22 protein-coding genes are annotated in these 24,601 nt (G+C 71.0%); 10 read left to right on the forward strand and 12 right to left on the reverse strand.

What is annotated here, in order from left to right:
* The first annotated feature begins 82 nt into the window (after positions 1–82).
* Positions 83–820, forward strand: coding sequence for a bifunctional DNA primase/polymerase (locus OG504_RS37135; protein ID WP_405993717.1), 738 nt, complete (start codon positions 83–85; stop codon positions 818–820).
* Positions 821–830: 10 nt separating this feature from the next.
* Here OG504_RS37135 and OG504_RS37140 read toward each other — a convergent pair whose 3' ends face one another.
* The 7 genes from OG504_RS37140 to OG504_RS37170 form a co-directional block, all read right to left on the reverse strand.
* The gene (locus OG504_RS37140) at positions 831–1,820 is read right to left on the reverse strand and encodes a hypothetical protein (RefSeq protein WP_405993718.1); all 990 of its coding nucleotides are present in this window, start codon (positions 1,818–1,820) and stop codon (positions 831–833) included.
* On the reverse strand, positions 1,780–2,652 hold the full coding sequence (gene efeU / locus OG504_RS37145) for an iron uptake transporter permease EfeU (protein WP_405993719.1): 873 nt from the start codon (positions 2,650–2,652) through the stop codon (positions 1,780–1,782). The genes OG504_RS37140 and efeU overlap by 41 nt, the downstream gene beginning before the upstream one ends.
* 3 nt (positions 2,653–2,655) lie before the next feature.
* The gene (efeB, locus tag OG504_RS37150; RefSeq protein WP_405993720.1) at positions 2,656–3,957 is read right to left on the reverse strand and encodes an iron uptake transporter deferrochelatase/peroxidase subunit; all 1,302 of its coding nucleotides are present in this window, start codon (positions 3,955–3,957) and stop codon (positions 2,656–2,658) included.
* Between the two features lie 7 nt (positions 3,958–3,964).
* Positions 3,965–5,101 (reverse strand): iron uptake system protein EfeO, encoded by a 1,137-nt coding sequence (gene efeO, locus OG504_RS37155; protein ID WP_405993721.1) that lies wholly within the window; start codon positions 5,099–5,101, stop codon positions 3,965–3,967.
* A 187-nt stretch (positions 5,102–5,288) separates the two neighbouring features.
* Complete coding sequence (locus OG504_RS37160; RefSeq protein WP_405993722.1) at positions 5,289–6,107, reverse strand: heme ABC transporter ATP-binding protein; 819 nt, start codon at positions 6,105–6,107, stop codon at positions 5,289–5,291.
* 376 nt (positions 6,108–6,483) lie between these two features.
* Entirely contained in the window at positions 6,484–7,569 is a 1,086-nt protein-coding gene (locus OG504_RS37165; protein WP_405993723.1) for a FecCD family ABC transporter permease, read from the reverse strand.
* On the reverse strand, positions 7,566–8,594 hold the full coding sequence (locus tag OG504_RS37170; protein ID WP_405993724.1) for a hemin ABC transporter substrate-binding protein: 1,029 nt from the start codon (positions 8,592–8,594) through the stop codon (positions 7,566–7,568). The genes OG504_RS37165 and OG504_RS37170 overlap by 4 nt, the downstream gene beginning before the upstream one ends.
* 99 nt (positions 8,595–8,693) lie before the next feature.
* Here OG504_RS37170 and OG504_RS37175 point away from each other — a divergent pair, with 99 nt between their 5' ends.
* The 4 genes from OG504_RS37175 to OG504_RS37190 are packed head-to-tail and all read left to right on the forward strand — an operon-like array spanning position 8,694 to position 13,241.
* Positions 8,694–10,151 (forward strand): HtaA domain-containing protein, encoded by a 1,458-nt coding sequence (locus OG504_RS37175; protein ID WP_405993725.1) that lies wholly within the window; start codon positions 8,694–8,696, stop codon positions 10,149–10,151.
* A gap of 60 nt (positions 10,152–10,211) precedes the next feature.
* Positions 10,212–11,717 carry an HtaA domain-containing protein gene (locus tag OG504_RS37180; protein WP_405993726.1) on the forward strand — a complete coding sequence of 502 codons (1,506 nt, stop codon included), beginning with the start codon at positions 10,212–10,214 and terminating at the stop codon, positions 11,715–11,717.
* Between the two features lie 11 nt (positions 11,718–11,728).
* Positions 11,729–12,604, forward strand: a complete 876-nt coding sequence (locus OG504_RS37185; RefSeq protein WP_405993727.1) for a hypothetical protein — start codon at positions 11,729–11,731, stop codon at positions 12,602–12,604.
* Positions 12,597–13,241 (forward strand): PhzF family phenazine biosynthesis protein, encoded by a 645-nt coding sequence (locus tag OG504_RS37190; RefSeq protein ID WP_405993728.1) that lies wholly within the window; start codon positions 12,597–12,599, stop codon positions 13,239–13,241. Before OG504_RS37185 ends, OG504_RS37190 begins: the two co-directional genes overlap by 8 nt.
* Before the next feature lie 175 nt (positions 13,242–13,416).
* Here the strand turns inward: OG504_RS37190 and OG504_RS37195 are convergent, their stop codons facing one another.
* Both OG504_RS37195 and map read right to left on the reverse strand, forming a co-directional pair.
* Positions 13,417–14,064 (reverse strand): heme oxygenase (biliverdin-producing), encoded by a 648-nt coding sequence (locus OG504_RS37195; RefSeq protein WP_405993729.1) that lies wholly within the window; start codon positions 14,062–14,064, stop codon positions 13,417–13,419.
* Between the two features lie 137 nt (positions 14,065–14,201).
* Positions 14,202–15,059, reverse strand: a complete 858-nt coding sequence (gene map, locus OG504_RS37200; RefSeq protein WP_405993730.1) for a type I methionyl aminopeptidase — start codon at positions 15,057–15,059, stop codon at positions 14,202–14,204.
* A gap of 58 nt (positions 15,060–15,117) precedes the next feature.
* Between map and OG504_RS37205 the strand changes: the two genes are divergently transcribed.
* The gene (locus OG504_RS37205) at positions 15,118–15,345 is read left to right on the forward strand and encodes a hypothetical protein (RefSeq protein ID WP_390159017.1); all 228 of its coding nucleotides are present in this window, start codon (positions 15,118–15,120) and stop codon (positions 15,343–15,345) included.
* A gap of 72 nt (positions 15,346–15,417) precedes the next feature.
* Here the strand turns inward: OG504_RS37205 and OG504_RS37210 are convergent, their stop codons facing one another.
* Together OG504_RS37210 and OG504_RS37215 are read right to left on the reverse strand one after the other, a co-directional pair.
* On the reverse strand, positions 15,418–16,770 hold the full coding sequence (locus OG504_RS37210; RefSeq protein ID WP_405993731.1) for an MFS transporter: 1,353 nt from the start codon (positions 16,768–16,770) through the stop codon (positions 15,418–15,420).
* Between the two features lie 411 nt (positions 16,771–17,181).
* A complete protein-coding gene (locus OG504_RS37215) occupies positions 17,182–17,784 on the reverse strand; it encodes a hypothetical protein (RefSeq protein WP_405993732.1) in 603 nt (200 codons plus the stop codon).
* Positions 17,785–17,889: 105 nt separating this feature from the next.
* Between OG504_RS37215 and OG504_RS37220 the strand changes: the two genes are divergently transcribed.
* The 3 genes from OG504_RS37220 to OG504_RS37230 all read left to right on the forward strand — a co-directional run bounded on the left by OG504_RS37220 (position 17,890) and on the right by OG504_RS37230 (position 19,996).
* The gene (locus tag OG504_RS37220) at positions 17,890–18,972 is read left to right on the forward strand and encodes an exo-alpha-sialidase (protein WP_405993733.1); all 1,083 of its coding nucleotides are present in this window, start codon (positions 17,890–17,892) and stop codon (positions 18,970–18,972) included.
* Between the two features lie 37 nt (positions 18,973–19,009).
* Positions 19,010–19,750, forward strand: a complete 741-nt coding sequence (gene npdG / locus OG504_RS37225; protein WP_405993734.1) for an NADPH-dependent F420 reductase — start codon at positions 19,010–19,012, stop codon at positions 19,748–19,750.
* Positions 19,751–19,831: 81 nt separating this feature from the next.
* Positions 19,832–19,996, forward strand: coding sequence for a hypothetical protein (locus OG504_RS37230; protein WP_405993735.1), 165 nt, complete (start codon positions 19,832–19,834; stop codon positions 19,994–19,996).
* Here the strand turns inward: OG504_RS37230 and OG504_RS37235 are convergent.
* Complete coding sequence (locus tag OG504_RS37235) at positions 19,993–20,763, reverse strand: site-2 protease family protein (protein ID WP_405993736.1); 771 nt, start codon at positions 20,761–20,763, stop codon at positions 19,993–19,995. The genes OG504_RS37230 and OG504_RS37235 overlap by 4 nt on opposite strands.
* Positions 20,764–21,048: 285 nt before the next feature.
* Here OG504_RS37235 and OG504_RS37240 point away from each other — a divergent pair, with 285 nt between their 5' ends.
* Complete coding sequence (locus OG504_RS37240; RefSeq protein WP_405993737.1) at positions 21,049–24,564, forward strand: AfsR/SARP family transcriptional regulator; 3,516 nt, start codon at positions 21,049–21,051, stop codon at positions 24,562–24,564.
* Positions 24,565–24,601 lie beyond the last annotated feature (37 nt).

Below are 24,601 nucleotides of genomic sequence, written 5' to 3' on the forward strand. Positions count from 1 at the left end.
TGGGACCATAGGGGAAGTTCTCCGCACAACGGCAGGACTTCTCCGCACAACGGCAGGGCAAGACGGCAGGGCGAGGAGATAGATGAGCGCGACGTTCGGTGGCCGGACCGGTCGGCAGGGCAAACTCTCCTCGTGGCTGCGCGGACGCCGCCCGCAGGAGGCCCCCGACGACGGCAGCGGACGCGAGGCGCTGCTGCTGGCCGCCGCCGAGGCGGGACTGCCGCTCGCGCCCGCCGCGCACCCGGCCCCGGGCTACCGATGTTCGTGCGACCGTGTGGGCTGCCCCACACCTGCCCGCCACCCCGTGTCGTTCGCCTGGCAGACGCAGTCCACCACGGACCGCGCCCAGATCGAGCGCTGGGCCCGCCACCAGCCGCAGGCCAACTTCATCACCGCGACCGGCATGGTCAACGACGTCCTGGACGTCCCCCTCGAAGCGGGCCACGAGGCACTGGAGCGGCTGCTCGCCGCCGGTGTCGACGTCGGTCCGGTCGCCGCGAGCGACGACGGACGGCTGCTCTTCTTCACTCTCACCCGGGGCACCCCCGAGGACGAGGACGAGTGGTGGCCGTGCGAACTGGACTGCCACCCCGAGACGATGGACGAACACCCCGGCCTGCGCTGGCACTGCCGCGGCTCCTACGTCCTTGTCCCCCCGGCCCAACTCCCGGGCGAGAACCAGTCCGTTCACTGGGTACGCGGCCCCGAGCATCCCCTGCCGGACCCGCTGACCCTCCTCGAAACCCTCACGGACGCCTGCGCCCGCCACGCGGGAGCGGAGCCGGACCACGCGAACTCGGCCTGGCCGCTGGGCCGTTGACCTCCTGAGGTCAGCCGCCCTGCGCCGAGGTCAGCCCCTCGATCCGCCCGAGCACCGACACCTTCCCGCCCCGCTTGGGGTCCAACGCCACCTCGTTGGAGATGAGTTGAAGGGTGAGGGACTGCTCCACCTCACCCGTCGTCAGCGCCTGGACGTCCTTGTTCTGCGTCGGCACCGACGTGCCCTCGGCCGCGGTCTCCTTCTGGAAGTACCGCGTGGTGAAGAACACCAGCGCCCCGCCGTCCGCCGTACGCAGCGCCAGCGGCGCGTAGTCACCGCTCGTCAGCGGCTGGTCGAGGAACTGGACGGCCAGCCCCGGCTTGGTGGCCTTCTCCCGGTCCGCCCGCCACCCACTGGTGTGCGCGCCGTCCGCGAAGTCCGCCCCGCCGCTCTTCAGATACGTCGCGTAGCTCTGGCTCAACTTGCCGGGCGCGACGGCCAGTTCGGCCGAGTTCGCCGGTACGGCCTCCGCCCAGCCGTCCTTGTCGGTCTTGAACTTCGGTACGGCGCTGGGCGCGAGCAGCGTGAGATACGCCACCTGCCACGGCTCGGAGAGGTCGTTGCGCGTGAAGACCAGCAACCACCGGGCCCCGCCACCCTTGTTGGCGGCGGTGTCGGCCACGAACCAGCGCGGCCAGCCGGCCTTCTTCGGGATGGTGAACTTCGCGTCCGTCAGCTCCAGCGGCGAGTAACTCGCGTTCCCGGACGGCGAGTTGGTGTGCCCCGCCTTCAGCCGCGCCGCGTCGATGTCACCGAGCGCGCCGGTGACATGAGCCGCGTCCAGGGAACTGTCGTACGCCTTGTCGGCCGCGTTGTACGCGGTCGTGAACTGCTGGAGCGCTGTCGCGGCCTCGGCACGGGTGGTGGCCGGGAGGACCTCCCGCTCGCCGTGGACCACCACGCAACCGCTCGCCGTCAGCGACAAAGCGGTCACCGAGGCCGCTATCAGTACGCGCCGGTCAAGCCTGCGGAGCCTTCGAGGGCTGCGATCCCTGCTCATCAGGTGTCTTCACCTTCCCCTTCCCGGAGGCGAACCCTACCGGGGCGAAGAACAGGGCGAGCGTGGGGACCAGGTACAGCAGCCACACCGTGATCTGCAGGACGGTCGGGTCCGGCTGGAAGTTGAAGACGCCCTTCAGGAGGGTGCCGTACCAGCTGTCCGGCGGGATCGTGTCACTGATGTCGAACGCCAGCTTCGTCAGCCCAGGAAGCCAGTCGGCCTCCTGCAGGTCGTGGAAGCCGTACGCCAGTACACCCGCCGCGACGACGACCAGCATCGCCCCGGTCCAGGTGAAGAACTTCGCGAGGTTGATCTTCAACGCGCCCCGGTAGAACAGCCAGCCCAGGAACACGGCCGTGGCCAGCCCCAGTCCTACGCCGACGAGCGGGCGCGGGGTGCCGTCGCTCGCCGCGTGCACCGACGCCCACACGAACAGCGCGGTCTCCAGGCCCTCACGGCCGACGGCGAGGAACGCGGTGGCGACCAGCGCGCCTGTGCCCATCGCGAGCGCCGCGTCCAGCTTGCCGTGCAGTTCGGCCTTCAGATGCCGGGCGGTGCGCCGCATCCAGAACACCATCCACGTCACCAGACCGACCGCGAGGATCGACAGCGAACCGCCGAGCGCCTCCTGCGCCTGGAACGTCATCTCCTGCGAGCCGAATTCGAGCGCGCACCCGAAGCCCATCGCGATGAGGACGGCGACGACGATGCCGATCCAGATCGGCCTCAGCGCGTCCCGCCGGTCGGTCTTGACGAGATAGGCGATCAGGATGCAGACGACGAGACTGGCTTCCAGGCCCTCGCGCAGACCGATCAGATAGTTCGAGAACACGGTCTACGACTCCTTCGCGTCCTTGGAGAACAGCGTGCTGCCCCACCAGTCGTCCTTGTCACGGACGCCCGGCGGAACGGCGAAGACCGCCGAACCCACGTGCTGGATGTACTCGTTGAGCGCGTCGGACGCCGACAGCCTCCGCTGCAGCGGGATGAACCCCTTGCGTACGTCACGCTGGTAGGCCAGGAAGAACAGGCCCGCTTCGAGACGGCCGAGGCCGTCGGTGCCGTCGGTGAAGGAGTAGCCCCGGCGCAGGATCGTGACCCCGCTGTTGGAGTCGGGGTGCGCGAGCCGCACATGCGCGTCGGGCTTCATCGCCTTCAGGAACGGCGCGTCGTGCTCCTTCGCCTTGCCGACCGGAGCGCCCTCGCCCTTGTCCCGCCCGAAGACGTCCTCCTGCTCCTGCAACGAGGTCCGGTCCCAGGTCTCGATGTTCATCCGGATCCGCCGGGCGACGAGATACGAACCCCCGGTCATCCAGGCCGACTTCGCGCTGGTGTCGCCCTCGCCCACCCACACGAACTTCTTCAGCCGGTCGGTCTCGGTCCCCGCGATGTTGCGGGTGCCGTCCTTGAACCCCATGAGATTGCGGGGGGTTTGGGCCCCCGGGGTCGTCGACGAGGTCTTCCCGAACCCGAGTTGGGACCACCGGATGGCGACCTTGCCGAACCCGATACGGGCCAGGTTGCGGATCGCGTGCACGGCGACCTGCGGATCGTCCGCACAGGCCTGGACGCAAAGGTCGCCGCCCGTACGGGACTTGTCGAAGTTGTCGCCGGGGAACTGCGGCAGATCGACGAGGGCGTCAGGACGACTGCCGCTCAGCCCGAAGTGGTCGAAGAACGACGGCCCGAAGCCGATCGTCAGCGTCAGCCGCGAGGGTTTCAGCCCCAGCGCCTCACCGGTGTCGTCCGGCGGCGCCTCGGCGAGCCCACCGTAGGCCCCGTCGCCGACCGCGTGCCCACCGGTCATCCGGCGGGCGGCGGCCGTCCAGTCCTTCAGCATCCGCACGAACTCGGCGCGGTCGTCGGTCTTCACGTCGAACGCGGCGAAGTGCAGCCGGTCCTGCACGGGCGTGGCGATGCCGGCCTGGTTCGCGCCGTGGAAGGCGACCGCGGCACCGGTGTCGGCACCGGCCGGATCGACGTTGTCGCCGACCCGGGTCATCGCGACCGCACCACCGGCCGCGACGGCACCGAGCGCGAGCCCGGCACCGCCCCAGCCGATGAGCGAACGACGGGATGGCGAACCGCTCTCCTGAACTTCGCTCTCCTGGACTTCGCTCTTCTGAACGTCGGTCATCTCAGCCCTACTTCACGACGGCGGCGGCGAGCTTCGACAGCGGCTCCGCAAGCGCGTTGACCGCGTCCGACAGCTCCTTGCGCTGGTCCGTGGTGACCTTGTCGTACGACACGAAGCCGTCCGAGGTCGAGGTCGAGCGGTACTTGTCGAGCAGCGTGTCGAGCGCCGCGAACTGCTTGTCCAGCTCGGTGGTGAGGGCCGCGTCGTTCTTCTGCGCGACCGGCTTCAGCAGCTCGTACGCCTTCTGCGCGCCCTCGACGTTGGCCTTGAAGTCGCTCAGGTCGGTGTGCGAGTAACGGTCCTCCTCACCGGTGACCTTGCCGGTGGCGACCTCGTCGAGGAGTTCCTTGGCACCGTTGGCCATGGAGGTCGGGGTGATCTCGGCCTTGCCGACGCGCTTCTGCCAGTCCTTCAGATCCGTGACCAACTCGGCGGCCAGGGCCTTCTGTTCGGCACCGGTCTTCTTGTCGGTCCACAGGGCCTTCTCCAGCGCGTGCCAGCCGGTCCACTTCTGGCCCTTCTCCAGGTCGTTGACGCGGGTGTCGGTCTTCGGGTCGATGTCCCCGAACGACTCGGCGATCGGCTCGGTGGCCTCCCAGCCGTAACGGGAGGGCGCGTAGGCGTTCTTGGCGGCGGTGAGGTCGCCCGCCTTGATGGCGTTCGCGAACGTCTCCACCTTCGGGATCGTCGCGTCGGCCTGCTCCTGCGCGTACTCGCGGTAGGCGGCGACGGCCGCGTCCAGCTTCGGATCCCGCTTGGCGACGCTGCCCCCGGTGACGGTCAGCTTCTGCCGCACACCGTGACCCTTCATCCCCGGCCGGCAGGCGATCTCGTACGACCCCGCCTTCACCTCGGCGGTGAGCGTGTACTTGGTCCCCGGCCCGATGTTCTCCTTCTCGGAGACGATCCGGTCGTCCGGGAAGAGGATCTCGACCTCGGTCGCCTTCGAGCCGGTGTTCTCGATCTTCAGCGTGACCTGTCCGGCCGGCATCGACTTCGCCGAGGTCGTGCACTTGGAGTCGGCCGCGGTCACCTGGATCGCGTCGCCGTCCTTGGCGTCGCTCTTCGCGGTGCACGCCGTGACGGCGGTCAGTGCGGCCGCGGCGGCGACGGCGGTGGCGACGGGAAGTCGGACGGCACGCATGCAGGCTCCAAGCGGAAGTGTGTGACGAGGTGTTGGGTTGGGGCAGTGTGGTGAGGCTGCCCTAACTTACCTGAGGCTTACCTCAGTCATACCCGTCCGGTCCGGTATTCACTGCCCACAGAAAAATCACAGACACGGCTTGATCTCGATGGCGGAAAACGGACGGCAAGGGATGGTCAAGGGAAGGTCAAGCGAGGCGTTTCGGCGTCACGACGACCGCCCCCGTGCGCGGATGCGGGAACACCTCGACTGCCTGGTCGTAGACGTCCGACAACAACTCCTCGGTGAATACGACACCCGGCGGGCCGTCGGCGGCGACACGACCGGCGCGCAGAATCGCGACCCGGTGCGCGTAGGCGGCGGCCAGCGCGAGATCGTGCAGCACCACGACCACCGCGTCCCCCGCGTGCGCCCTTTCCCGGCACAGGCGCAGGACCAGCTCCTGATGCCGCAGATCGAGCGCGGCGGTCGGCTCATCGAGCAACAGCAGCGGCGCCCGCTGAGCCAGCACCCGCGCGAGCGCGACCCGGGCCCGCTCACCACCACTGAGCGCGGAGAACGGCCGTAGAGCAAAGCTGGTGACCTCCGCGCGCGCCATCGCCTCGGCTACGGCGATCTCGTCCTCGGCCGGGCCGGTGGCGTGCGGCGCCCGCCCCATCCGTACGACGTCCTCGACCGTGAACGGGAAGGAGAGCGTGGCCGATTGGGGAAGCACGGCGCGCCGAAGGGCGAGTTCGGGCGCGGACCACTCCGTGGCGGGCCGCCCGTTGATCCGTACGACACCGGTGACTGGTGGAATGTCTGCGGCGAGTGCGCCCAACAGGGTTGATTTCCCAGCCCCGTTGGGCCCGACGAGGGCAAGCACCTCCCCGGCGCGGACGGACACGGAGACGCCGTGAAGGACGGCGCGCCCGCCGAGTTGGACGTGCAGGTCTTCAGCCTCGGCGAGGACGTCACCCGGTTCGGCGGGGGCGGGGGGTACGGGGCGGCTGCGCAGGAGTCTCATGCGCGGGCTCCTTGTGAGGGAGGGAGGGGTGAGGGCTGTTCGGCACCGCCGGGATGGTTCGCGGGGGCTGGGCGTCGTTGCGGCGGAGAAGAGTTGGCGGGCGGCGGAGAGGGCGCGGAGGTGGAACGGGGTGGTGGAGAAGACTCGGAGGGCGTTGGAGGAGAGGCGGAGGCGGAACGGAGCGGCGGACAAAGACGCGTCGTACTTGATCCGCCGGGCAACCTGAGCGCCCCTTCAGGGGCGCGGGGAACTGCGCGACCAGCCACCGACGACCCGCACCCCCCAACGCGCATCCAGTGGCAGTCTCAGCCGGGAAACGGTGGAGGACCCCCGGCAACCTGAAGCCGCGGCCGGCAAGGGTTCCCGGGAACCTGGTTCACGCCCAACCCCCCTGCCTGCGCCGCGTCCTGCGCAGCAGCCAGAAGAAGAACGGGCTGCCGAGAAGGGCCGTCAAGACACCCAGCGGAAGTTCCGCCGGCGCCGCGATCGTCCGAGCCGTCAGATCCGCGGCCAGCAGCACCAGCGCACCGAGCAGCGCGCCGGCCGGGATCAGGAAACGGTGGCCGGGCCCCGCCGCCATGCGGAGCAGGTGAGGTACGACGAGCCCCACGAAGCTGATGATCCCGGAGACGCTGACCGCCGCCGCCGTGAGCAGGGCGATGACCAGCACCAGGATGATCCGGAGCCGTTCGACGTCAACTCCCAAGTGGCGGGCGGGGCGTTCACCGAGGGCGAGGAGGTCGAGGCGGCCGGCGTACAGCGGCGCGAGGGCCAGACCCAGCGCCGCGCACGGAAGGATCGCGAGGACCTTCGGCCAGGTCGCCTGCGAGAGCGAACCGAGCTGCCAGAAGGTGATCTGGTTGACGGCCGCCGTGTCCGCGAAGAACAGGAACAGCCCGATCAGCGCCCCCGCGAACGCGTTCAGCGCGATCCCGGTCAGGATCAGCGTCACAACTTCCGTACGCCCGCCCGAGCGTGACATCGCGTAGACCAGCAGCACCGCGGCGAGCCCGGAGACGAACGCCACCGCCGACACCGTCCACGTCCCGAGGAAGTCGAGCCCGAACGCGATCACCGCGACCGCGCCCACCGCCGCCCCCGAGGACACCCCGATGACCCCCGGCTCCGCGAGCGGATTCCCGAACACGCCCTGCATCAACGCCCCCGCGCACCCCAGCGAGGCCCCGACGAGCAGCGCAAGCATGATCCGCGGGAAGCGCACGTTCCAGAGGACCGACTCCGGCACGCGGTCCAACGCCCTGCCCCCGAGCCCGAGTTGGTGCTGCACCGAGGCCAGGACGTCCCCGGTCGGGATCGGATACGCGCCCAGTCCGGCGGCCACCGGCACCAGGATCAACAGGGCGAGCAGCAGCCCGACGGTGAGCATCCAGCCTCTACTGCGCCGTCTTCGCGGGGGAGTTGAGGAGGGGGCTGCCTCAACCCCCTTGTCCAGTACGGTCATTCGCTCCCGCCTCCGTACAACTGGTCCACCAGCGACCTGAGCACCTGGTCGGTGCGCGGCCCGTAGTTGAGGAGCACCCCGTCCTCGATGGACACGACCCGCCGGTTCATCCCGGCCGGGGTCTGTGCGACACCGGGGATCTTCACCAGTCCGTCGAGGCCGCCGACCGACTCAAGTCCCTTGGTCATGACGAGAATCGCGTCGGGCGCGGCCTGCGCGAGCGCCTCGGTGGTGATGGCGGTGAAGTCCTTCTTCAGGCCCGACTCCGCACCCGCGTCGACCGCCCCGGCCGCCTCCAGGAGGGAGGTCGCGCCCGAGCCCTTGCCGCCGATGAGATACACGGAGGCGGACCCGCGCAGATACAGGAACGCGACCCGAGGCTTCTCCTTGTGCCGCGGAATCGCCTTGCGGACAGCGGCGATCCGGTCCTCGGAGCGCTTGGTCAGCTCCTTGCCCGCGGCCGGTACGCCGAGCGCGTCGGCCACCGCCTGGATACGCGGACCTACGTCCGAGAGCCCCTTCGCCGGGTCGACGACAAGGACCGGGATGCCGGCGGCGCGGATCTGACCCATCGCCTCGGACGGTCCGGTGGTGGTCTCGGCGAGGACGAGGTCGGGCTTGAGGGACAGCACGCTCTCCGCCGAGACGTCGTGGTTGCGGGTCACCAGGGGGAGTTTCGCGGCCTGTTGGAAGGTCGCGGTGATGTCCCGGGCCACGACCCGGTCACCGAGCCCGAGCGTGAACACGATCTCGCTGAGGCTGCCGGAGAGCGGGACGACGCGCCGCGCGTTCTCGACGGTGACCTTCTTGCCGTCGGCGGAGCTCACGGTGACCGGGAGTCGGGGGTCCGGGGTGTCGGTCAGCGGCTCCACGCGGTTGGCCGGTGCGGAGGCCTTCGCCGAGGAGGTGGCCGCGGACGTGGCCGCGCCCCCGCATCCGGTGAGCGTGAGCGCGAGCACGGACAACAGTGCTCCCGCCAGTCGTGTGCGCAAGCGTGGCACGGTCCCGTCCGTCTCTCTCGGCATCTCTCGACATCTCTCGGGCACTGTCGTTTCAGGTGAGGAAAGCTTAGGTTAGCCTTACCTTCGTTCGCTACCGGCAGTCGTCATCCGGAGGACCCACCCATGCCCGCGCGCCCAAGAGCCCTGGTCACCGTGGTGTGCACGGCCGTCCTGACCGTCCTTGCCGCCCTGCTCCCCGCGGCCCTCGCCCACGCCGAGAGCCGTACCGTGCAGGGTGGCCGGCTCGACTGGGGCATCAAGTCCTCGTTCCAGAGCTACGTCACCGGCCCCATCGCGAGCGGGAGTTACTCCCTCACGGGCGGCGCGGCGACCGTGGGCAGCAGCCAGTTCCGCTTCCCTTCGGCGACGGGTTCGTACGACGGCTCGACGGGCGCGTTCCGCTCGTCCTTCGCGGGCGGGGTGCACTTCGTCGGCCACAGGAAGACCGACGGCAGCTACGAACTCGACCTCACCCTGAGCCGCCCCACGGTCCGTATCTCGGGCTCCACCGGCACCCTCTACCTGGACATCACGAGCAAGGCGAAGGGCACGGGGGCGGTCACGACGTCCTCTCAAGTGCCCTTCGCCTCGCTCTCGTTGGGCGGCATCGACATGAAGGGCGGCGGCAACGCGGTCGTCCTCAACAACCTGCCCGCCATACTCACCGCACAGGGCGCGAAGTCCTTCGCCGGCTACTACACGGCCGGCACCGCGCTGGACCCGGTGAGCCTCTCGGCGGACGTGCAGGCCGCGGCCACCAAGACCGCCACCCCCACCCCGACCCCCGCCAGGTCCGCCGCGAAGGAGGATCCGAAAAAGGCGCAGAACGGCGCGATCGCGGACGGTGCCGTCGACTGGGGCGTGCGCCGCACCTTCCGGGAGTACGTCACCGGGGACATCGCCAAGGGCAAGTGGACTCTGTCGGCGGGAGCCGAGGACGGCGGCGCCCTCTTCCGTTTCCCGGGTGGTGAAGGGACGTACAAGAACGGGGAGTTGACGGCCTCGTTCAAGGGCGCGGTGCGCTTCACCGGCGCGGAGGGCCTCGATCTGACGCTCAGCGGTGTCCGGGCGGCGGTCGAGGACGGCAAGGGCACGCTCTACGCCGATGTCACCGGTACCGATGGCGCGGGCGCCGACTTCACCGGCAAGAAGGTCCCGCTGGTCACCTTCACGGCCAAGGGCTTCAAGGCGGCCAAGGGCCTGGCGAAGGTCACCGAGGCGCCCGCGAAACTCACCGCGCAGGGCGTGAAGGCCTTCGGCGGGATGTACCCGGCGGGCACCGACATGGACCCGGTGTCCCTTGCCGTAGTCCTCACCGACGACGCGAAACTGCCCGCACTGCCGGACCTCGGCACCACGCCCACGGCGAGCGAGACCCCGGAGGAACAGTCGGCCCACCCCTCGGTGTCCGCCGAGCCGGTAGCCGACAACTCCGGTGGTGGCAACGGCACTTCGGCCGCGCTGCCGATCGGCCTGGCGGCCGGTGGCCTGCTGGTGGCGGCCGCGCTGTCGGTGCTGGTCGTCCGCAGGCGCCGCACCTCCCGTCCGGCGGCCGAGAGCGCATCGCCGGAAGCGGAGTAACCCCCTTACCCGGTCCGCGTCTTGGCGGACCATCCACTCACCTCAAGGAGAACCACGGCCATGCCCGTCAGACGCCCTCGACTTTCCTTCGCCCTCGCCGCGGCCGTCGCGACCGCCGCCGCGTTCGGCGCCACGGCGCTCGCCACGACCACCGCGTCGGCGGCCGAAGTCCCGCTCAGCGGCTACGAGTTGACCTGGGGCATCAAGCAGTCGTACCGCACGTACGTGAGCACCTACGCGCAGGGCTCCTTCACCGCCACGGACGGCGCCTCGCAGGCCGCGAACAACGGCGCCTTCACCTTCACCGACGGCACGGGCACTTACGACACCACCAGCCATGCCGTGCACCTCACCTTCAAGGGCACCGTCACCGCCAAGTCGACGCTGCACGGCTTCGTGCGGGAGATGTCCGACTTCCAGTACGACAGCGCGGCGGGCACCCTCACCGCCGATCTCGTCGCGGACGGCGGCACCAAGCAGCAGGACGTGACGCTCGCGACGGTCGCCGCACCGACCAGCCAGGACCTGAAGGACCTGGCCACCACACTCACCGCGGCGGCGGGCACGTTCCTCGGCAGCGACACGTACGCGAACGCGGCCGGAGACCCGCTCTCGGCGGTCAAGCCGGTGTCGACGACGTCCCCGACCCCGAGCACGCCCGTATCGCCGACGCCGTCGCAGCCGGCGTCCCCGCCCGCCTCGACCACCCCGTCGGCCACGACCACCCCGTCCGTCACGCCCCCCGACAGCGCGAGCCCCTCGGACACGGCGTCCCAACCGGCCGCCACCAAGGGCGAGATCGCGGACGGCAAGCTCGACTGGGGCGTGAAGGAGTCCTTCCGCTCCTACGTCGTCGGCAGCGTCGCCAACGGCAAGATCACGACGTCGGCGGGCGCGACCCAGGCGACCGGCAACGGCGTCTTCACCTTCACCGACGCGACCGGTACCTACGACACCGACGCGGACACCCTCTCCGCCGCTTTCAAGGGCGCGGTGAACTTCAAGGGCCATGAGGACAACGGCACTTACGGCCTCGACCTCACCTTCACCGACCTCAAGGCGACCCTCGACAACGGCACCGGCAAACTGACGGCGGACGTGACGAGCCTGGGCGAGAAGTCCGAGGACGTGGCCCTGGCCGACCTGAAGGCGGACTCGACCGACCTCACCGCGAAGAGTGACGTCATCACCCTCGACGACGTCACCGCGACCTTGACCGCAGCCGGCGCGAAGGCCTTCGGCGGCTTCTACCAGACCGGCGCCGAACTGGACCCCCTCGACCTCTCGGTGGCCCTCACGGCGGACGCGACCCTCCCCACGGACGGCTCGTCCTCGACGACCGGCACGGGCTCTTCCGGAAGCTCCGGCAGCACCGCCAACTCCGGTACGACGGGCTCGACTTCGGGCGGCGGCGTCACCGGCTCCACGACGGGCAGCGTGAACGGCTCGCTGGCCTCGACCGGTTCCGAGATCCCGGCGGCGGCGCTGGGCACGGCGGCCGCGGTGACCGTGGCGGCGGGCGCGGGCGTGGTGTTCGCGATGCGCAGGCGCCGTACGGAGGCGTAAGACTGTGCCCCGTGGACACCAGGGGGCACAGGGAATTCCTGTCGGAGGACGGACTGGTGCTGGCCGTGACAGGCCGGCCCGGTCCGTCCCCGCTGCGTTTCGAGACGGCGGAGGGCGGGCGGAGACTGCTGCGGCAGGGTGAACGCCCGCTGGCGTTGGGCCGGTTGGACGGCGAGGGCTGCTGCCACGACCTCGCCCTGCACCGCTTCAACGGTTACCGCTCACCCCTGCCACCCCTGCGCGCCGCGCGACTGCGGTCGGACGTCAACTGGGTCCACCAGTACGCCCGTTGGCTGGAGGACGCACCCGACGGCCCTCTGCACGACGGCCGTTGGAGCCTGAAGGAGCGGGCGGGCTTCGCGCCCGGCATCTGGACGACGGACTTCGTCCAGGACTGGCCGAACGGCACCCTGGAGCTGCACTGCGGCGGAGGTTGGCACGGCATCCTGCCCCTGCGCCGCCTCTCCCCGCCGGACGCCCCGCGCGTGAAGGCGTATCGCAAGCACGCCCGCGACGGCACCCTCGCGCCGGTCCTGCTGTGGTGGGTGACGTTCCTCGACGGCTGGCTGATCCTCGACGGCCACGACCGTGCCGTAGCCGCGCTGGCGGAGGGCGCGCCCCCGGTGTGCGTGGAGTTGAGCCGTGTACCGGACGACGAGGACTGGCGCCGCACAGCCGAGGACCTGACCGAGGCACACGCACACCACACGCGACACCTGGCCGACCGCCCCACCCACCAACTGGCCACCCTGGAAGGGGGTTTCGGGGACGCCCTGGCCTCGCTGCCCTACGACCCCGCCCCCACCCTCACCTGGCCCGTCCCCGGCGGAGCCCCCACCTGGGATGACCTCGCCGCCCGCGCGGTGTTTGAATGCCCCCGTGACTGACTACGACGTACTGCGTGTCTTCTGCGGCCCCAGCGGCGGATACGGCAACGAACTCGGCGTCGTCCGCGAGGGTTCCGTCATGCCGGACCCGGACGAGCGGCAGGTGTTCGCCGGGAAACTCGGCTTCAGCGAGACGGTGTTCGTCGACGACCCCGAGCGCGGAGTCATCGACATCTACACCCCGACCACCCGCCTGCCCTTCGCCGGCCACCCCTGCGTGGGCACGGCCTGGCTCCTGGACATCCCCGAACTGGTCACCCCCGCAGGCATCGTGGGCGCCCGCCTGGACGGCGAGTTCAGCTGGATCGAGGCCCTCCCGGAGTGGGCCCCGCCCCGCACCCTCCGCCAGTACGCCACCGCCCCCGAGGTAGACGCCCTCCCCGTCCCCCCACCCGGCGAGTGGATCTACGCCTGGGCCTGGGAGGACGAGTCGGCGGGCCGCATCCGCGCCCGCGCCTTCCCCGGCCGAGACGACGGCATCCACGAGGACGAGGCGACGGGCGCGGCGGCGTTGTTGCTGACCGACCAGTTGGGCCGGGCTCTCAACATCACGCAGGGCGCGGGGTCTCAGATACTTACGGCTCCGCAGCCGGGGGGTTGGGTGGAGGTCGGGGGGCGGGTGTTCCTGGAGCGCTGACGGCTCCGCGACGCCAACTCCTCCGCAACGGCGGTTACTTCACCACGCAGGCCGGCAATATTCAGCCCGTCCGACGTTTGAGGACGAGGCCCCTTCAGGGCCGAAGCGGGGGTCTGGGGGCGGCAGCCCCCAGCAACGCTCCCGCAGACAATCGCTCCCGTAGACAACCAACCGCTCACGCCGACAGCGGGAACTCCTCACCCAGAGCCCGAAACACCCCGGTGTTCAACGCGAACGCCCGCTTGCACTCGGTCACGATCCGCTGCTTCTCCAGATCGTCGACCTGAACCCCGTCCAGCAACTCCCGATACCCCCGCTTGAACGCCGCCGGGTTGCCGATCTCCTCGAACACATAGAACCGCACTCCGTCCCCCTTACGGGAGAACCCCCACGTCCGCTCCGCCTTGTCCCGGATGATCTGCCCGCCGGAGAGGTCCCCGAGGTAGCGGGTGTAGTGATGGGCGATGTACCCGGCCGGCCACGACTCCGCGCACTCCCGCACCCGGTCCGCGTAGGCCCGGGTCGCGGGGAGTGCGGTCAGCCCGGACCGCCAGTCCGCACCCCGCAGATGCGCAAGGTCCCGCTCCAGCGCGGGCAGCCGGAACAACTCGGCCTGGATGAACGCCCCGGCCACCGGATCCGCCGCGAGCCGCTCCGCCCCGGTCTCCAACGCCTCGTAGACGAACCACAGTTGCTCGGTGTACCGGGCGTACGCGTCCACGCCCAGCCGGCCGCCGAGCAGGTCGCTCATGAAGGTGGAGGTCTCGGCCTCCACGTGCTGTTCGTGGGACGCGGTGCGGATGACTGTCGAGAAGGAGTCCATGAGCCCTATCCTCTAAGGCAAGGCTTACCTAAGTCAACAGGTTTGCCGACACCCTGTCGGTAAAAGCGTACCGAAAAACGGCCCGCCCCACGAGGGAGCGAGCCGTCGTGACCAGGCACGGGAGCCCGGCAGGAGCCCTACGGCAGGGTCAGGACCTCCGCGCCCGTCTCCGTCACCACCAACGTGTGCTCGAACTGCGCCGTCCGCTTCCGGTCCTTCGTGACGACCGTCCACCCGTCGTCCCACATGTCGTACTCGTACGTCCCGAGCGTCAGCATCGGCTCGATCGTGAACGTCATCCCGGGCTGGATGACCGTCGTCGCGTGCGGGCTGTCGTAGTGCGGGACGATCAGGCCGGAGTGGAAGGACGAGTTGATGCCGTGGCCGGTGAAGTCCCGGACCACGCCGTACCCGAAGCGCTTGGCGTACGACTCGATGACCCGCCCGATGATGTTGATCTGCCGGCCCGGCTTCACGGCCTTGATCGCGCGGTCCAGGGACTCACGCGTGCGCTCGACCAGCAGCCGGGACTCCTCGTCGACGTCACCGACCAGGTAGGTCGCGTTGTTGTCGCCGTGCACGCCGCCGATGTACGCCGTCACGTCGAGGTTGATGATGTCGCCGTCGCGCAGCACCGTGGAGTCCGGAATGCCGTGGCAGATCACCTCGTTGAGCGACGTGCACAGGGACTTGGGGAAACCGCGGTAGCCGAGCGTGGAGGGGTACGCGCCGTGGTCGCACATGTACTCGTGCGCCACGCGGTCGAGTTCGTCCGTGGTCACCCCCGGCGAGATGATCTTCGCGGCCTCCGCCATCGCCCGCGCGGCGATCCGCCCGGCGACGCGCATCGCCTCGATCGTCTCGGGGGTCTGCACCTCCGGCCCGGTGTACGGGGTCGGCGCGGGCTTGCCGACGTACTCGGGGCGACGGATGTTTCCGGGCACGGGACGGGTGGGGGAGAGCTCCCCTGGTACGAGCAGCGACTGGCCAGACATGCCAGCGAGTCTAACCAGCGGACATGGGGGAACATGGCCGTAGGGAAAGGAGCCGTTGATGGCCCTGTTCAAGAAGCGCACGGTCGGGAAGCCCGGCGAGTGGTACTACTGCCTCGAACACAAGAAGGTCGAGGAGGGGCCGGAGTGCCCCGCCAAGGACCGGTTCGGGCCGTACACCACCCGCGCCGAGGCCGAACACGCGATGGAGACGGCCCGCGAGCGCAACCTGGAGTGGGAGAACGACCCCAAGTGGCACGACGCGGCGAAGGGCACGGACGACGACTGACCGGCTCGCGCTATGACGGGCTCCGGCGGTGACTGATCAGACGGCGCTACGACGGGCACCGGCGGCGACCGCTCAGGCGTCGGCCGGGGCTGCGGGGGTCGTAGGGGGCGTACGGGTCGGAGGAGTCGCCGCCGCCCGCCGCGCCTTCAGCCGCAGCGCGTGCTCGTCCGTCCTCGCGTCGTACGACATCAGCTTCGGCAGTCCTACGGCCAGCAGCCCCACCGCGCCCACGCACATCAGGCCGCCCGCCCACACCGAGGTCCGCACCCCGGACAGGGCGGCCATGCCACCGGATCTGACCTGGCCCAGCTGCGGCCCCACCGAGTAGGACAGCAGCTCGATCCCGGCGAGCCGGCCACGCAGCTCGTCCGGGATCGTCTGGTTCCAGATGACCCCGCGGAAGATGCCGCTCACCATGTCGCAGCCGCCCGCGACGGTGAGGAACAGCAGCACCAGCCACACGTTGCCGACCGCGCCCGCGCAGGCGATCGCCGCGCCCCACAGCGCCGCCGCCAGCACCACCATCCGCCCGTGCCGGTGGATCCGCGAGGTCCAGCCGCTGGTCACGCTCACCAGCAGGGCACCGGCCGGAACGGTCGAGTACATCAGCCCCAGCGCCCACGGGGCGTGCAGATCGTCCGCGAGGAACGGCAGCACGGCGAGCGGCATCGCGAAGAACATCGCCGCGAGGTCGATGGCGTAGGTCCCGAGGAGTTCCTTGCGGCTCCACGCGTACCGGGCGCCCTCGGCGATCGACCTCAGCGACGGCTTCCGCGCCTCGTGGGCGCCTGGCGAGGCGGCGATACGGAAGATCAGGACCACGGATATCGCATACGTCACCGTGTCCGCCGCGAACGCGTACGGCAGCCCCGCGAACGCCACGACCACCCCCGCCACCGCCGGTCCCGTGACCCCGCCGACCGTCCAGCGCAGGGAGTTGAGCGCGGACGCGGCCGTCATGTGCTCGTGCGCCACGATCCGCGGCCACAGCGAGTCCAGCGCGGGCCGCTGGATCGCACCGAGGACGGAGGTCAGGGCGGCGATCACATAGAGCGGCCACACGGCGGGGTGCGACAGCAGCGAGTTGAAGAGCAACGCCCCGCACAGCACGCCCAGTCCGACCTCGGTCCAGATGATCAGCTTCCGCTTGTCCCACGCGTCGGCGAGGGCGCCGCCGTAGAGCCCGAACACGATGAGCGGCACCAGTTCCACGGCCCCGACCGCGCCCACCGCCGCGGCGGAGTCGGTGAGTTCCTTGATCTGCACCGGCAGCGCCACGAACGTCAGGAAGCTCCCGAAGTTGGAGATCAGCCCCGCGATCCAGAGCCTGCGGAAGTCGGCGGAGGCGTGCCAGGGGGTGAGGTCGGGGAGGAGGGTGCGGAGGCCCGTGGGGGGTTCGGCGGGGGGATCGGTGCTGTCGGTCACGAGGGGCAATGGTCGGGGTGGGGGGTGGGGGTGGCAAGCGGATTTTTTCGGGGGGCTTCGGGCGGGGTGACTGGATTTGGATGGGGTGTTGGGCGGTCTGTCGATGGGGTGGGCAGCTGGCGGGGGAGCAGTAGGCGACAGGCGGGCGGGCGGTGGCTGGGTGGTGCGGGGAGTCGGTGGTGACGACCTGCCTCGGTCACTTGGGGGCGGCGGCCTGGCATCGTTTTCCTCGTCCGCGTCTCAACTGACCGAGAGGGGCGGGCGGGTGGCGGTCGGACAGCGGGTGGCCGGTGGTCTGGTGGTGGCGGAGTGGGTGGTGGCGATCCGGCGAGGTCACTTGTGCGCGGCGGTCCGGCACGGCTCTTCTCGTCCACTTCTCAACTGACCAAGACGGGTGGGTGGGAAACCCCCCTACCAGGGCGCAGGCGGCGGTGCCGTCAAGTGGTCCGTCAGGCGGGACACCCGGTCCCGGAACCGGCGGCGCCCCCGCGTCACCGGCAGCACGTTCTCCCCGGCCGCCGCGCTCACCAGGTGCTGCACGGTGTCCAGGTCCAGGTCCGTGCCCTCGGGTACGGGGAGCGACTCGTGGGCCAGGGAGACGAGTTCACGGTCACCGGAGCCCAGCGCGAGGACGGTCGCCCCCGCCCGGCGCGCGTCGTGCACCCGCTCCAGGAGCGGGTCACCCGGGCCCTCCGGCGACACCACCAGCAGCGTCTCACCACGCCGGGCCGCCTCGATCCGCCCCAGCCCGACCGCAAGGTGCGCCGGATCCGAGGGACGCGCATCGTGCCGTACAAGAGTCGGCGCCAACTCCGGCGTACCCGACCACGCGGCCTCGTCGACGAGATGCGCCGCGAGATGCCACGGCTCGTACGCGGGCGTACCCACCAGCAACAGCCCACCCCCGTGCGACACCACCGACCCGCGCAACACCCCCGCGAACCGTCGCGTGGCCCCCAACCACTCGGTCCCGGCGAGCACTTCACGCAACAACGCGACCCGTACGGCATCCATGCCCGCGCATCCTGCCCCAACCGGCCGTTCGTGACGTGGAGTTCACCACGAATTCGCCCGACTTGGGGATGGTGCGGACTCATAGGCCGCACAAGGAGTCACCTCATGACAGAAAACGCAGAAGTATCCGTCCCCTTCGTCGCCGGCCAGGGAGGCTACGCGAGTTACCGGATCCCGGCCGTCGTGGTGACCGCCGCCGGCACCCTCCTCGCGTTCTGCGAGGGCCGCGTCGACTCCGCCAGCGACCACGGCCACATCGAGATCGTCCTACGGCGTTCCACGGACGGCGGCCGCACCTGGGGCCCGCTCACCGCCGCCGCCACCAACGGCCCCCACCTCGCGGGCAATCCGGCCCCCGTCGTCCTCGACTCCGGCCGCATCCTGCTCGTGTACGTCCGCGCGACCGCGACCGCCACCGAGGACGCCATCCTGCGCGGCCAGGTGTCGGCGGCCGACGGGCGCCGGATCTGGGTGCGCTACAGCGACGACGACGGTGTCACCTGGTCGAGTTCGAAGGAGATCACCGCCCAGGTGAAGAGGCCCGAGTGGCGCTGGTACGCCACCACGCCCGGGCACGCGATCCAGTTGAGCACCGGCCGGGTGGTCGTCGCCGCCAACCACACGATCCCGCCGACCGGCACCGACGTAGGCAATGAGGCGAAGTACAACAGCGGTCACTGTCTGCTCAGCGACGACAAGGGCGAGAACTGGTCGATCGGTTACGTCGACGAGAACCCGGACGGCTACGTCAACTGCAACGAGACCACCGCCGCCGAACTCCCCGACGGGCGCGTCTACTTCAACACCCGCAACGACGCGACGGCCCCCGGCCACCGAGCCGACGCGTACTCGGCGGACGGCGGCAGGACGCTGACGGAACCCTTCCGCCCGCAGGCCGGCCTCACCGCCCCGATCTGCGAGGCCAGTGTCCTCCAACTCCGCGACCCCGACGTGCTGTTGTACTCCGGCCCCGGCGACCCGGCCGCCCGCGCCCTGATGACCCTGCGCGCCTCCACCGACGCCGGCACCACCTGGCGCCCGGTGCACACGGTCGACGGACTGCCCGCCGCCTACTCCGACCTGGTCCGGATCGACGACGACACGGTCGGGCTCCTCTACGAGACCGGCGACTTCGGGCCGTACGAGACGATCACGTTCCGACGGGTCCCCGTGACGGACCTCACCTGAGCCGATACGGGTGCGGAGGCGGACGTAAAGTCGGCCCATGACCTCTACCGACAGTGCTGCACAGACCCCCGCGACGGACTCCGGGACCGCTCCCGCGAAGGCCCCCGCCAAGGACCCGTGGGACCTCCCCGACGTCTCCGGACTGGTCGTCGGCGTGCTCGGCGGGACCGGGCCGCAGGGCAAGGGCCTCGCCTACCGGCTCGCCAAGGCCGGCCAGCAGGTGATCATCGGCTCCCGCGCCGCCGACCGCGCGCAGGCCGCCGCCGAGGAGCTCGGCCACGGCGTCGAGGGCGCCGACAACGCGGAGACCGCGCGCCGCAGCGACGTCGTGATCGTCGCCGTGCCCTGGGACGGCCACGGCAAGACCCTGGAGTCGCTGCGCGAGGAACTGGCCGGCAAGCTCGTCGTCGACTGCGTCAACCCGCTCGGCTTCGACAAGAAGGGCGCCTACGCGCTGAAGCCGGAGGAGGGCAGCGCCGCCGAACAGGCCGCCGCCCTGCTGCCCGACTCGCGGGTCGCCGCCGCCTTCCACCACCTGTCGGCGGTGCTGCTCATGGACCAGGAGATCGCCGAGATCGACACGGATGTCATGGTCCTGGGCGAGGAGCGCGCCGACGTCGAGATCGTGCAGGCGCTGGCCGGCCGTATCCCCGGCATGCGCGGCGTCTTCGCCGGCCGGCTGCGCAACGCGCACCAGGTGGAGTCCCTGGTCGCGAACCTGATCTCCGTCAACCGCCGCTACAAGGCACACGCGGGACTGCGCGTCACGGACGTCTGAGCGGGTGGGGGACACTGGTGGCGACCAACCACCAGTGTCCCCTCAGCTTTGCCCCTTGTACTGCCGACAGGAGCCGATCCCATGCCCCGCCTCGCCCTCTACGCCCTCGTCGTCTGCCTGCTCGCCGTGGCCGCGGCGGTCGTCTCGTTCGTACAGGGCAGCCTGCTCGGGATCGTGTGGGTGCTGATCGCGGGGCTCTCGTCCAACATGTGCTGGTACTACCTCAAGCGCGGTCGCGCCGCCTAGCGCCAGAACTGGTAGAGGCTGTAGCCGTTCGACGTCTCCGAGTCGCTGACGCCCAGCCCCCGCAGGATCGCGTCGATCATGTCGAAGAACTCCCGGTTGATCGACGGCACCCACAGCAGCGCGAACACGAACAGGAGGCCGAACGGCGCGAACGGCTCGACCTGCCGCTTGATGTCGTTCGACAGCCAGGGCTCGATCACGCCGTAGCCGTCCAGGCCCGGCACCGGCAGGAAGTTCAGGATCGCCGCGGTCACCTGGAGCAGGGCCAGGAAGGCCAGCGCGTACTGGAAGTCGGCCGGCACCCCGTCGAGTGCGTGCAGCCAGAAGGGCGCCGTGCAGACCGCCGCGAACAGCACGTTCGTCAGCGGGCCCGCCGCCGAGATCAGGCTGTGCTTCCAACGGCCGTGGATGCGGGCCCGCTCGATGAACACCGCGCCGCCCGGCAGACCGATGCCGCCCATGATGACGAAGATCACCGGGAGCACGATGCTGAGCAGGGCGTGCGTGTACTTCAGCGGGTTGAGGGTCAGATAGCCCTTCGAGCCGATCGAGATGTCACCGCTGTGCAGGGCGGTGCGCGCGTGCGCGTACTCGTGCAGGCACAGGGAGACGATCCAGGCCGCCGTCACGAACAGGAACACGGCGACGCCCGGCTGCTCGGCGAACCCGGTCCAGGTGGCCCAGCCGGTCACCGCCGTGACAGCCAGGATCCCGAGGAAGACGGGACTGATCCGCCGGTCGCTGGGGCGGGTGGTGGTGGCGGTCATGGGGGCGGGCTCCCTGCTGGGTCGGTGGACGCGAAGCCCGACGGTACCGGGCACTAGGGGAAAACGTCTCGCGAGCGGCCGTCGGTTCCGGGGAAGGTAAGGGGACGTTGGGGACGTGCGCAGGGGACGAGGACCGGGGGAAGGTGGGGACATGGGACTCTGACACGCGTTCTACGACCCCGTCACCCCCAGGGGACTTCTTGGGGGGCTTCTCAGGGGTCGTCGTACCGCGTCCGGCGCCGCGCCGCCGTAACCCCGTGACCGCTTTCCACGCCACCGGAGACAATGGACCCCGTGCGCTATCGCATTCTCGGCACCACCCAGGCACTCCGCCCCGACGGCACCCCCGTCCCGGTCGGCGGGGCGCGGCTGCGCGCCCTGCTCACCGTGCTCGCCCTGCGCCCCGGCAAGGCCGTACCCGCGAGCCTCCTGGTGGACGAGGTGTGGGGCGTGGACACGCCCGCCGACGCGACCGGCGCGCTGCAGGCGCTGGTGGGCAGGCTGCGCCGGGCGCTCGGCGCCGACGCGGTCACCTCGGCGGAGAGCGGCTACCGGCTCGCCGTCGCCCCCGACGACATCGACCTGCACCGTTTCGAGCGGCTGACGGGGGAGGGGCTGCGGGCGCTGGCCGACGGCAACCCCGCGAAGGCGGCCGAGGTCCTGGACGACGCGCTCGCCCTGTGGAACGGCCCGGCCCTGGCCGACCTCCCCGACCGCACGGCGGAGGCTGCCCGCTGGGAGACCCGCCACCTCGACGCCCGCCGCGCCCGCCTCACCGCGGCCGTCTCCCTCGGCGACGCGGACACGGCCCTCCCCGAACTGACCGCCCTCTGCGACACCCACCCCCTCGACGAACCCCTCCAGTCCCTACGCCTCCGAGCCCTCCGCGCAACGGGCCGCACAGCGGAGGCACTGGCCGCCTACGAGGCCGTACGCCAACTCCTCGCCGACCGCCTGGGCTCCGACCCGGGTCCCGAACTGCGCGCGCTGCACGGGGAGTTGCTGAGTCCGGGGGACGGCGGTTACGCCGGGTCCGGTGGTCATGCCGGGGCCGGCGGGCCGGACGGCCACGGCGGACCGGGTGCCCATGGCGGACCGGACGGCCGTGCCGGATTCGACGGACCTCGCGCCTACGACGGCCCCGCCCGACCGGGCTACGGCGACGCCGATTACCGCGGGCCCGCCGATCAGCACAGGCCCGCCGGCAACGCCGATCACCGCAGCCCCCGCACCGACATCCCCGCCCCCGCCACCAGCACCCCCGGCGGGCCCCGCACCCCACCTCCCGGCAACCTCCGCGCCCGTCTCACCTCCTTCGTCGGGCGGGAGGCCGACATCGACGTCATCCGGGGGGATCTCGCGTCCGCCCGGCTGGTGACGCTGCTCGGACCCGGTGGGGCCGGGAAGACGCGGCTGTCGCAGGAGGCCGCCGAAGGGGTGCGGGACGCGGCGCGGGACGGGGTGTGGCTGGCCGAACTCGCCCCCGTGGACGACCCCGAGGCCGTACCGACGGCCGTGCTCACGGCGGTCGGCGCGCGCGAGACCGTGATGTACGGCGCCGGCGCCGAGGCGATCCGGGCCGCCGGCGGGGAGCGGCACGACGCCCCCGTCGACCGGCTCGCCGAACACTGCGGCAGCCGCCGGATGCTGATCGTCCTCGACAACTGCGAGCACGTCGTGGACGCCGCCGCCCGTCTCGTGGAGACCCTGCTGGAGCGCTGCCCCGGCCTCACCGTGCTCGCCACCAGCCGTGAACCACTGGGTGTACCGGGCGAGTTGCTGCGCCCGGTGGAGCCCCTGCCCGATCCCGTCGCGCTACGGCTGCTCGCCGACCGGGGTGCCGCCGCCCGGCCGGGCTTCAGTGTCGAGGACGACCCCGAGGCCTGCGCCGAGATCTGCCGCCGACTCGACGGACTGCCCCTCGCCATCGAGCTGGCGGCCGCCCGGCTACGGATGTTGACGCCGCGTCAGATCGCCGACCGGCTCGACGACCGCTTCCGGCTGCTCACGTCGGGCAGCCGTACGCTGCTGCCCCGCCAGCAGACCCTGCGGGCCGTCGTCGACTGGTCCTGGGACCTCCTCGACGCGGACGAACGGGACGTGCTGACCACCCTGTCCGTCTTCGCGGGCGGCTGCGACCTCGCCGCCGCCGAGGCCGTGTGCGGGCCCCTCGCGTTCGAGACGCTCGGCTCCCTGGTCGACAAGTCCCTTGTGGTGGCGGCCCCTTCGGGCGAGGGGGAGATGCGCTACCGGCTCCTGGAGACCGTCGCCGAGTACGCGGGCGAACGGCTCGACGAGGCCGGCCGCCGCCCCCGCGCCGAGCGCGCCCATCTGACGTACTACCGCGAACTCGCCCGCACCACCGACCCGTTACTGCGCGGCCCCGGCCAACTCGCTGCCGTAGGACGGCTGGAGCTCGAGTACGAGAACCTCCGCACCGCCCTGCGGCACGCCGTCGCCGAGCGCGACGAGCAGGAGGCCATCTGTCTCGTGCTGTCGCTGGTCTGGTACTGGCAGATGCGCGACGTCCGCATCGAGGCCCGCAACTGGTGCGTCGAGGTGATGGCGTTGGGCCCCGACCCCTTCACCGCCCCCGTCCGGCGCGCCGAACCCGTCTGGCAGCGCTGCACCGATGTCCCGCCCCCGCTCACCGGCGAACTCCTCACCGAGGCCCGGCGCGGTGTCCACCTCGCCCATCTGGGCTGGATGGACACGGAGTTGGAGGCCTGGGAGGCACCGGCGGCGAAGGAGAAACTCCGCCTCATCACCGAGGTCTACGAACCCGGCCACCCGCAGACCTGCCGTACCCCCGGCATGCTCTGGTTCTACGCCGTGCTGATGACCGGCAACGTGGAGCGGCTGCCGGTCATCCTCGAAGCCGCCGTCCGCACCTGCCGTGCCACCCCCGGCATGGAGTGGGAGCTGGCCACCACCCTCCAGATGCGCGCCAACATGCTCGCCAACCGCAGCGACTGGGCGGGCGACGCGGTCCGCGACGCCGACGAGTCGCTGGAGATCTTCCGCCGCCTCGGCGACGCCTGGGGCACCGCCGAGGCGCTCTCCGCACGGGCCGAAGCCCGGGAACGCATCGGCGAGTTCGGGCTCGCCGCCGCCGACTACGAGGCCGCGATCGAACACGCCGAACGGCTCGGCGCGCACGGTCAGACGGCCGTGCTCGGCGCCCGGCTCGGCAGTGTGCTCGTCGAGGGCGGCGAGGCCGAGCGGGGCGAGCGCATCCTGCGCGAGGTGGTCGAGAAGCAGCCGTACGGCAGTGGCAACGAGGCGATGCCCGCCGCCCGGATGTTCCTCGCGGGCTACCTCGCCCTGACCGGCCGGCCCGCGGAGGCGCGCGAGCAACTGCGCCTGCTGCGCGAGCAGTTCTCCATCTCCCACTTCGTCGTCTTCGACGCGTACATCCTCGGCCTGGAGGCCTGGGTGGCGACGGTCGACGGCGCCTACGACGAGGCCCTGGACAAGATCCGGGGAGCGCTGCACCGGGCGGGCGACCCGCTGTCCGAGGCCATCGCCCCGCACATGACCCCGCTGTACCTGGGGGTGGCCGCGATCGCCCTCGCCGAGATCGACGGCGGCGGCCGGGCCCGGGACGCCGTCCACTGCCTCGTCACGGCCCGGACACTGCTGCCGTCCGGGCATGTCGCGACGTCGATGGAACGCGAGGTCTACCTCCGGGCCGAGCGGTGCGCGCGTGCCGCGCTCGGCGACGAGGCCTACGAGACCTGCGAGGCCGGGTACGCCGAAGGCGGCGGCCTCTCCGTGGAGGAGGCCGCCGCCCTGGTGTGACGCCGACGCGTACCGGCGGGACGCGACTGTGGTGCGT

Origin of the sequence: Streptomyces sp. NBC_00986 (genome assembly GCF_045162565.1) — a bacterium.
GTDB lineage: Bacteria > Actinomycetota > Actinomycetes > Streptomycetales > Streptomycetaceae > Streptomyces.

What these genes read in the sequence shown, in the direction of transcription:
- OG504_RS37135 (WP_405993717.1), top strand. Translation starts at nt 83, where the DNA reads ATGAGCGCGACGTTCGGTGGCCGGACCGGTCGGCAGGGCAAACTCTCC.
- OG504_RS37140 (WP_405993718.1), bottom strand. Translation starts at nt 1,820, where the DNA reads ATGAGCAGGGATCGCAGCCCTCGAAGGCTCCGCAGGCTTGACCGGCGC.
- efeB (WP_405993720.1), bottom strand. Translation starts at nt 3,957, where the DNA reads ATGACCGACGTTCAGAAGAGCGAAGTCCAGGAGAGCGAAGTTCAGGAG.
- efeO (WP_405993721.1), bottom strand. Translation starts at nt 5,101, where the DNA reads ATGCGTGCCGTCCGACTTCCCGTCGCCACCGCCGTCGCCGCCGCGGCC.
- OG504_RS37160 (WP_405993722.1), bottom strand. Translation starts at nt 6,107, where the DNA reads ATGAGACTCCTGCGCAGCCGCCCCGTACCCCCCGCCCCCGCCGAACCG.
- OG504_RS37165 (WP_405993723.1), bottom strand. Translation starts at nt 7,569, where the DNA reads ATGACCGTACTGGACAAGGGGGTTGAGGCAGCCCCCTCCTCAACTCCC.
- OG504_RS37170 (WP_405993724.1), bottom strand. Translation starts at nt 8,594, where the DNA reads ATGCCGAGAGAGACGGACGGGACCGTGCCACGCTTGCGCACACGACTG.
- OG504_RS37175 (WP_405993725.1), top strand. Translation starts at nt 8,694, where the DNA reads ATGCCCGCGCGCCCAAGAGCCCTGGTCACCGTGGTGTGCACGGCCGTC.
- OG504_RS37180 (WP_405993726.1), top strand. Translation starts at nt 10,212, where the DNA reads ATGCCCGTCAGACGCCCTCGACTTTCCTTCGCCCTCGCCGCGGCCGTC.
- OG504_RS37195 (WP_405993729.1), bottom strand. Translation starts at nt 14,064, where the DNA reads ATGGACTCCTTCTCGACAGTCATCCGCACCGCGTCCCACGAACAGCAC.
- map (WP_405993730.1), bottom strand. Translation starts at nt 15,059, where the DNA reads ATGTCTGGCCAGTCGCTGCTCGTACCAGGGGAGCTCTCCCCCACCCGT.
- OG504_RS37205 (WP_390159017.1), top strand. Translation starts at nt 15,118, where the DNA reads ATGGCCCTGTTCAAGAAGCGCACGGTCGGGAAGCCCGGCGAGTGGTAC.
- OG504_RS37215 (WP_405993732.1), bottom strand. Translation starts at nt 17,784, where the DNA reads ATGGATGCCGTACGGGTCGCGTTGTTGCGTGAAGTGCTCGCCGGGACC.
- OG504_RS37220 (WP_405993733.1), top strand. Translation starts at nt 17,890, where the DNA reads ATGACAGAAAACGCAGAAGTATCCGTCCCCTTCGTCGCCGGCCAGGGA.
- npdG (WP_405993734.1), top strand. Translation starts at nt 19,010, where the DNA reads ATGACCTCTACCGACAGTGCTGCACAGACCCCCGCGACGGACTCCGGG.
- OG504_RS37230 (WP_405993735.1), top strand. Translation starts at nt 19,832, where the DNA reads ATGCCCCGCCTCGCCCTCTACGCCCTCGTCGTCTGCCTGCTCGCCGTG.
- OG504_RS37235 (WP_405993736.1), bottom strand. Translation starts at nt 20,763, where the DNA reads ATGACCGCCACCACCACCCGCCCCAGCGACCGGCGGATCAGTCCCGTC.
- OG504_RS37240 (WP_405993737.1), top strand. Translation starts at nt 21,049, where the DNA reads ATGGACCCCGTGCGCTATCGCATTCTCGGCACCACCCAGGCACTCCGC.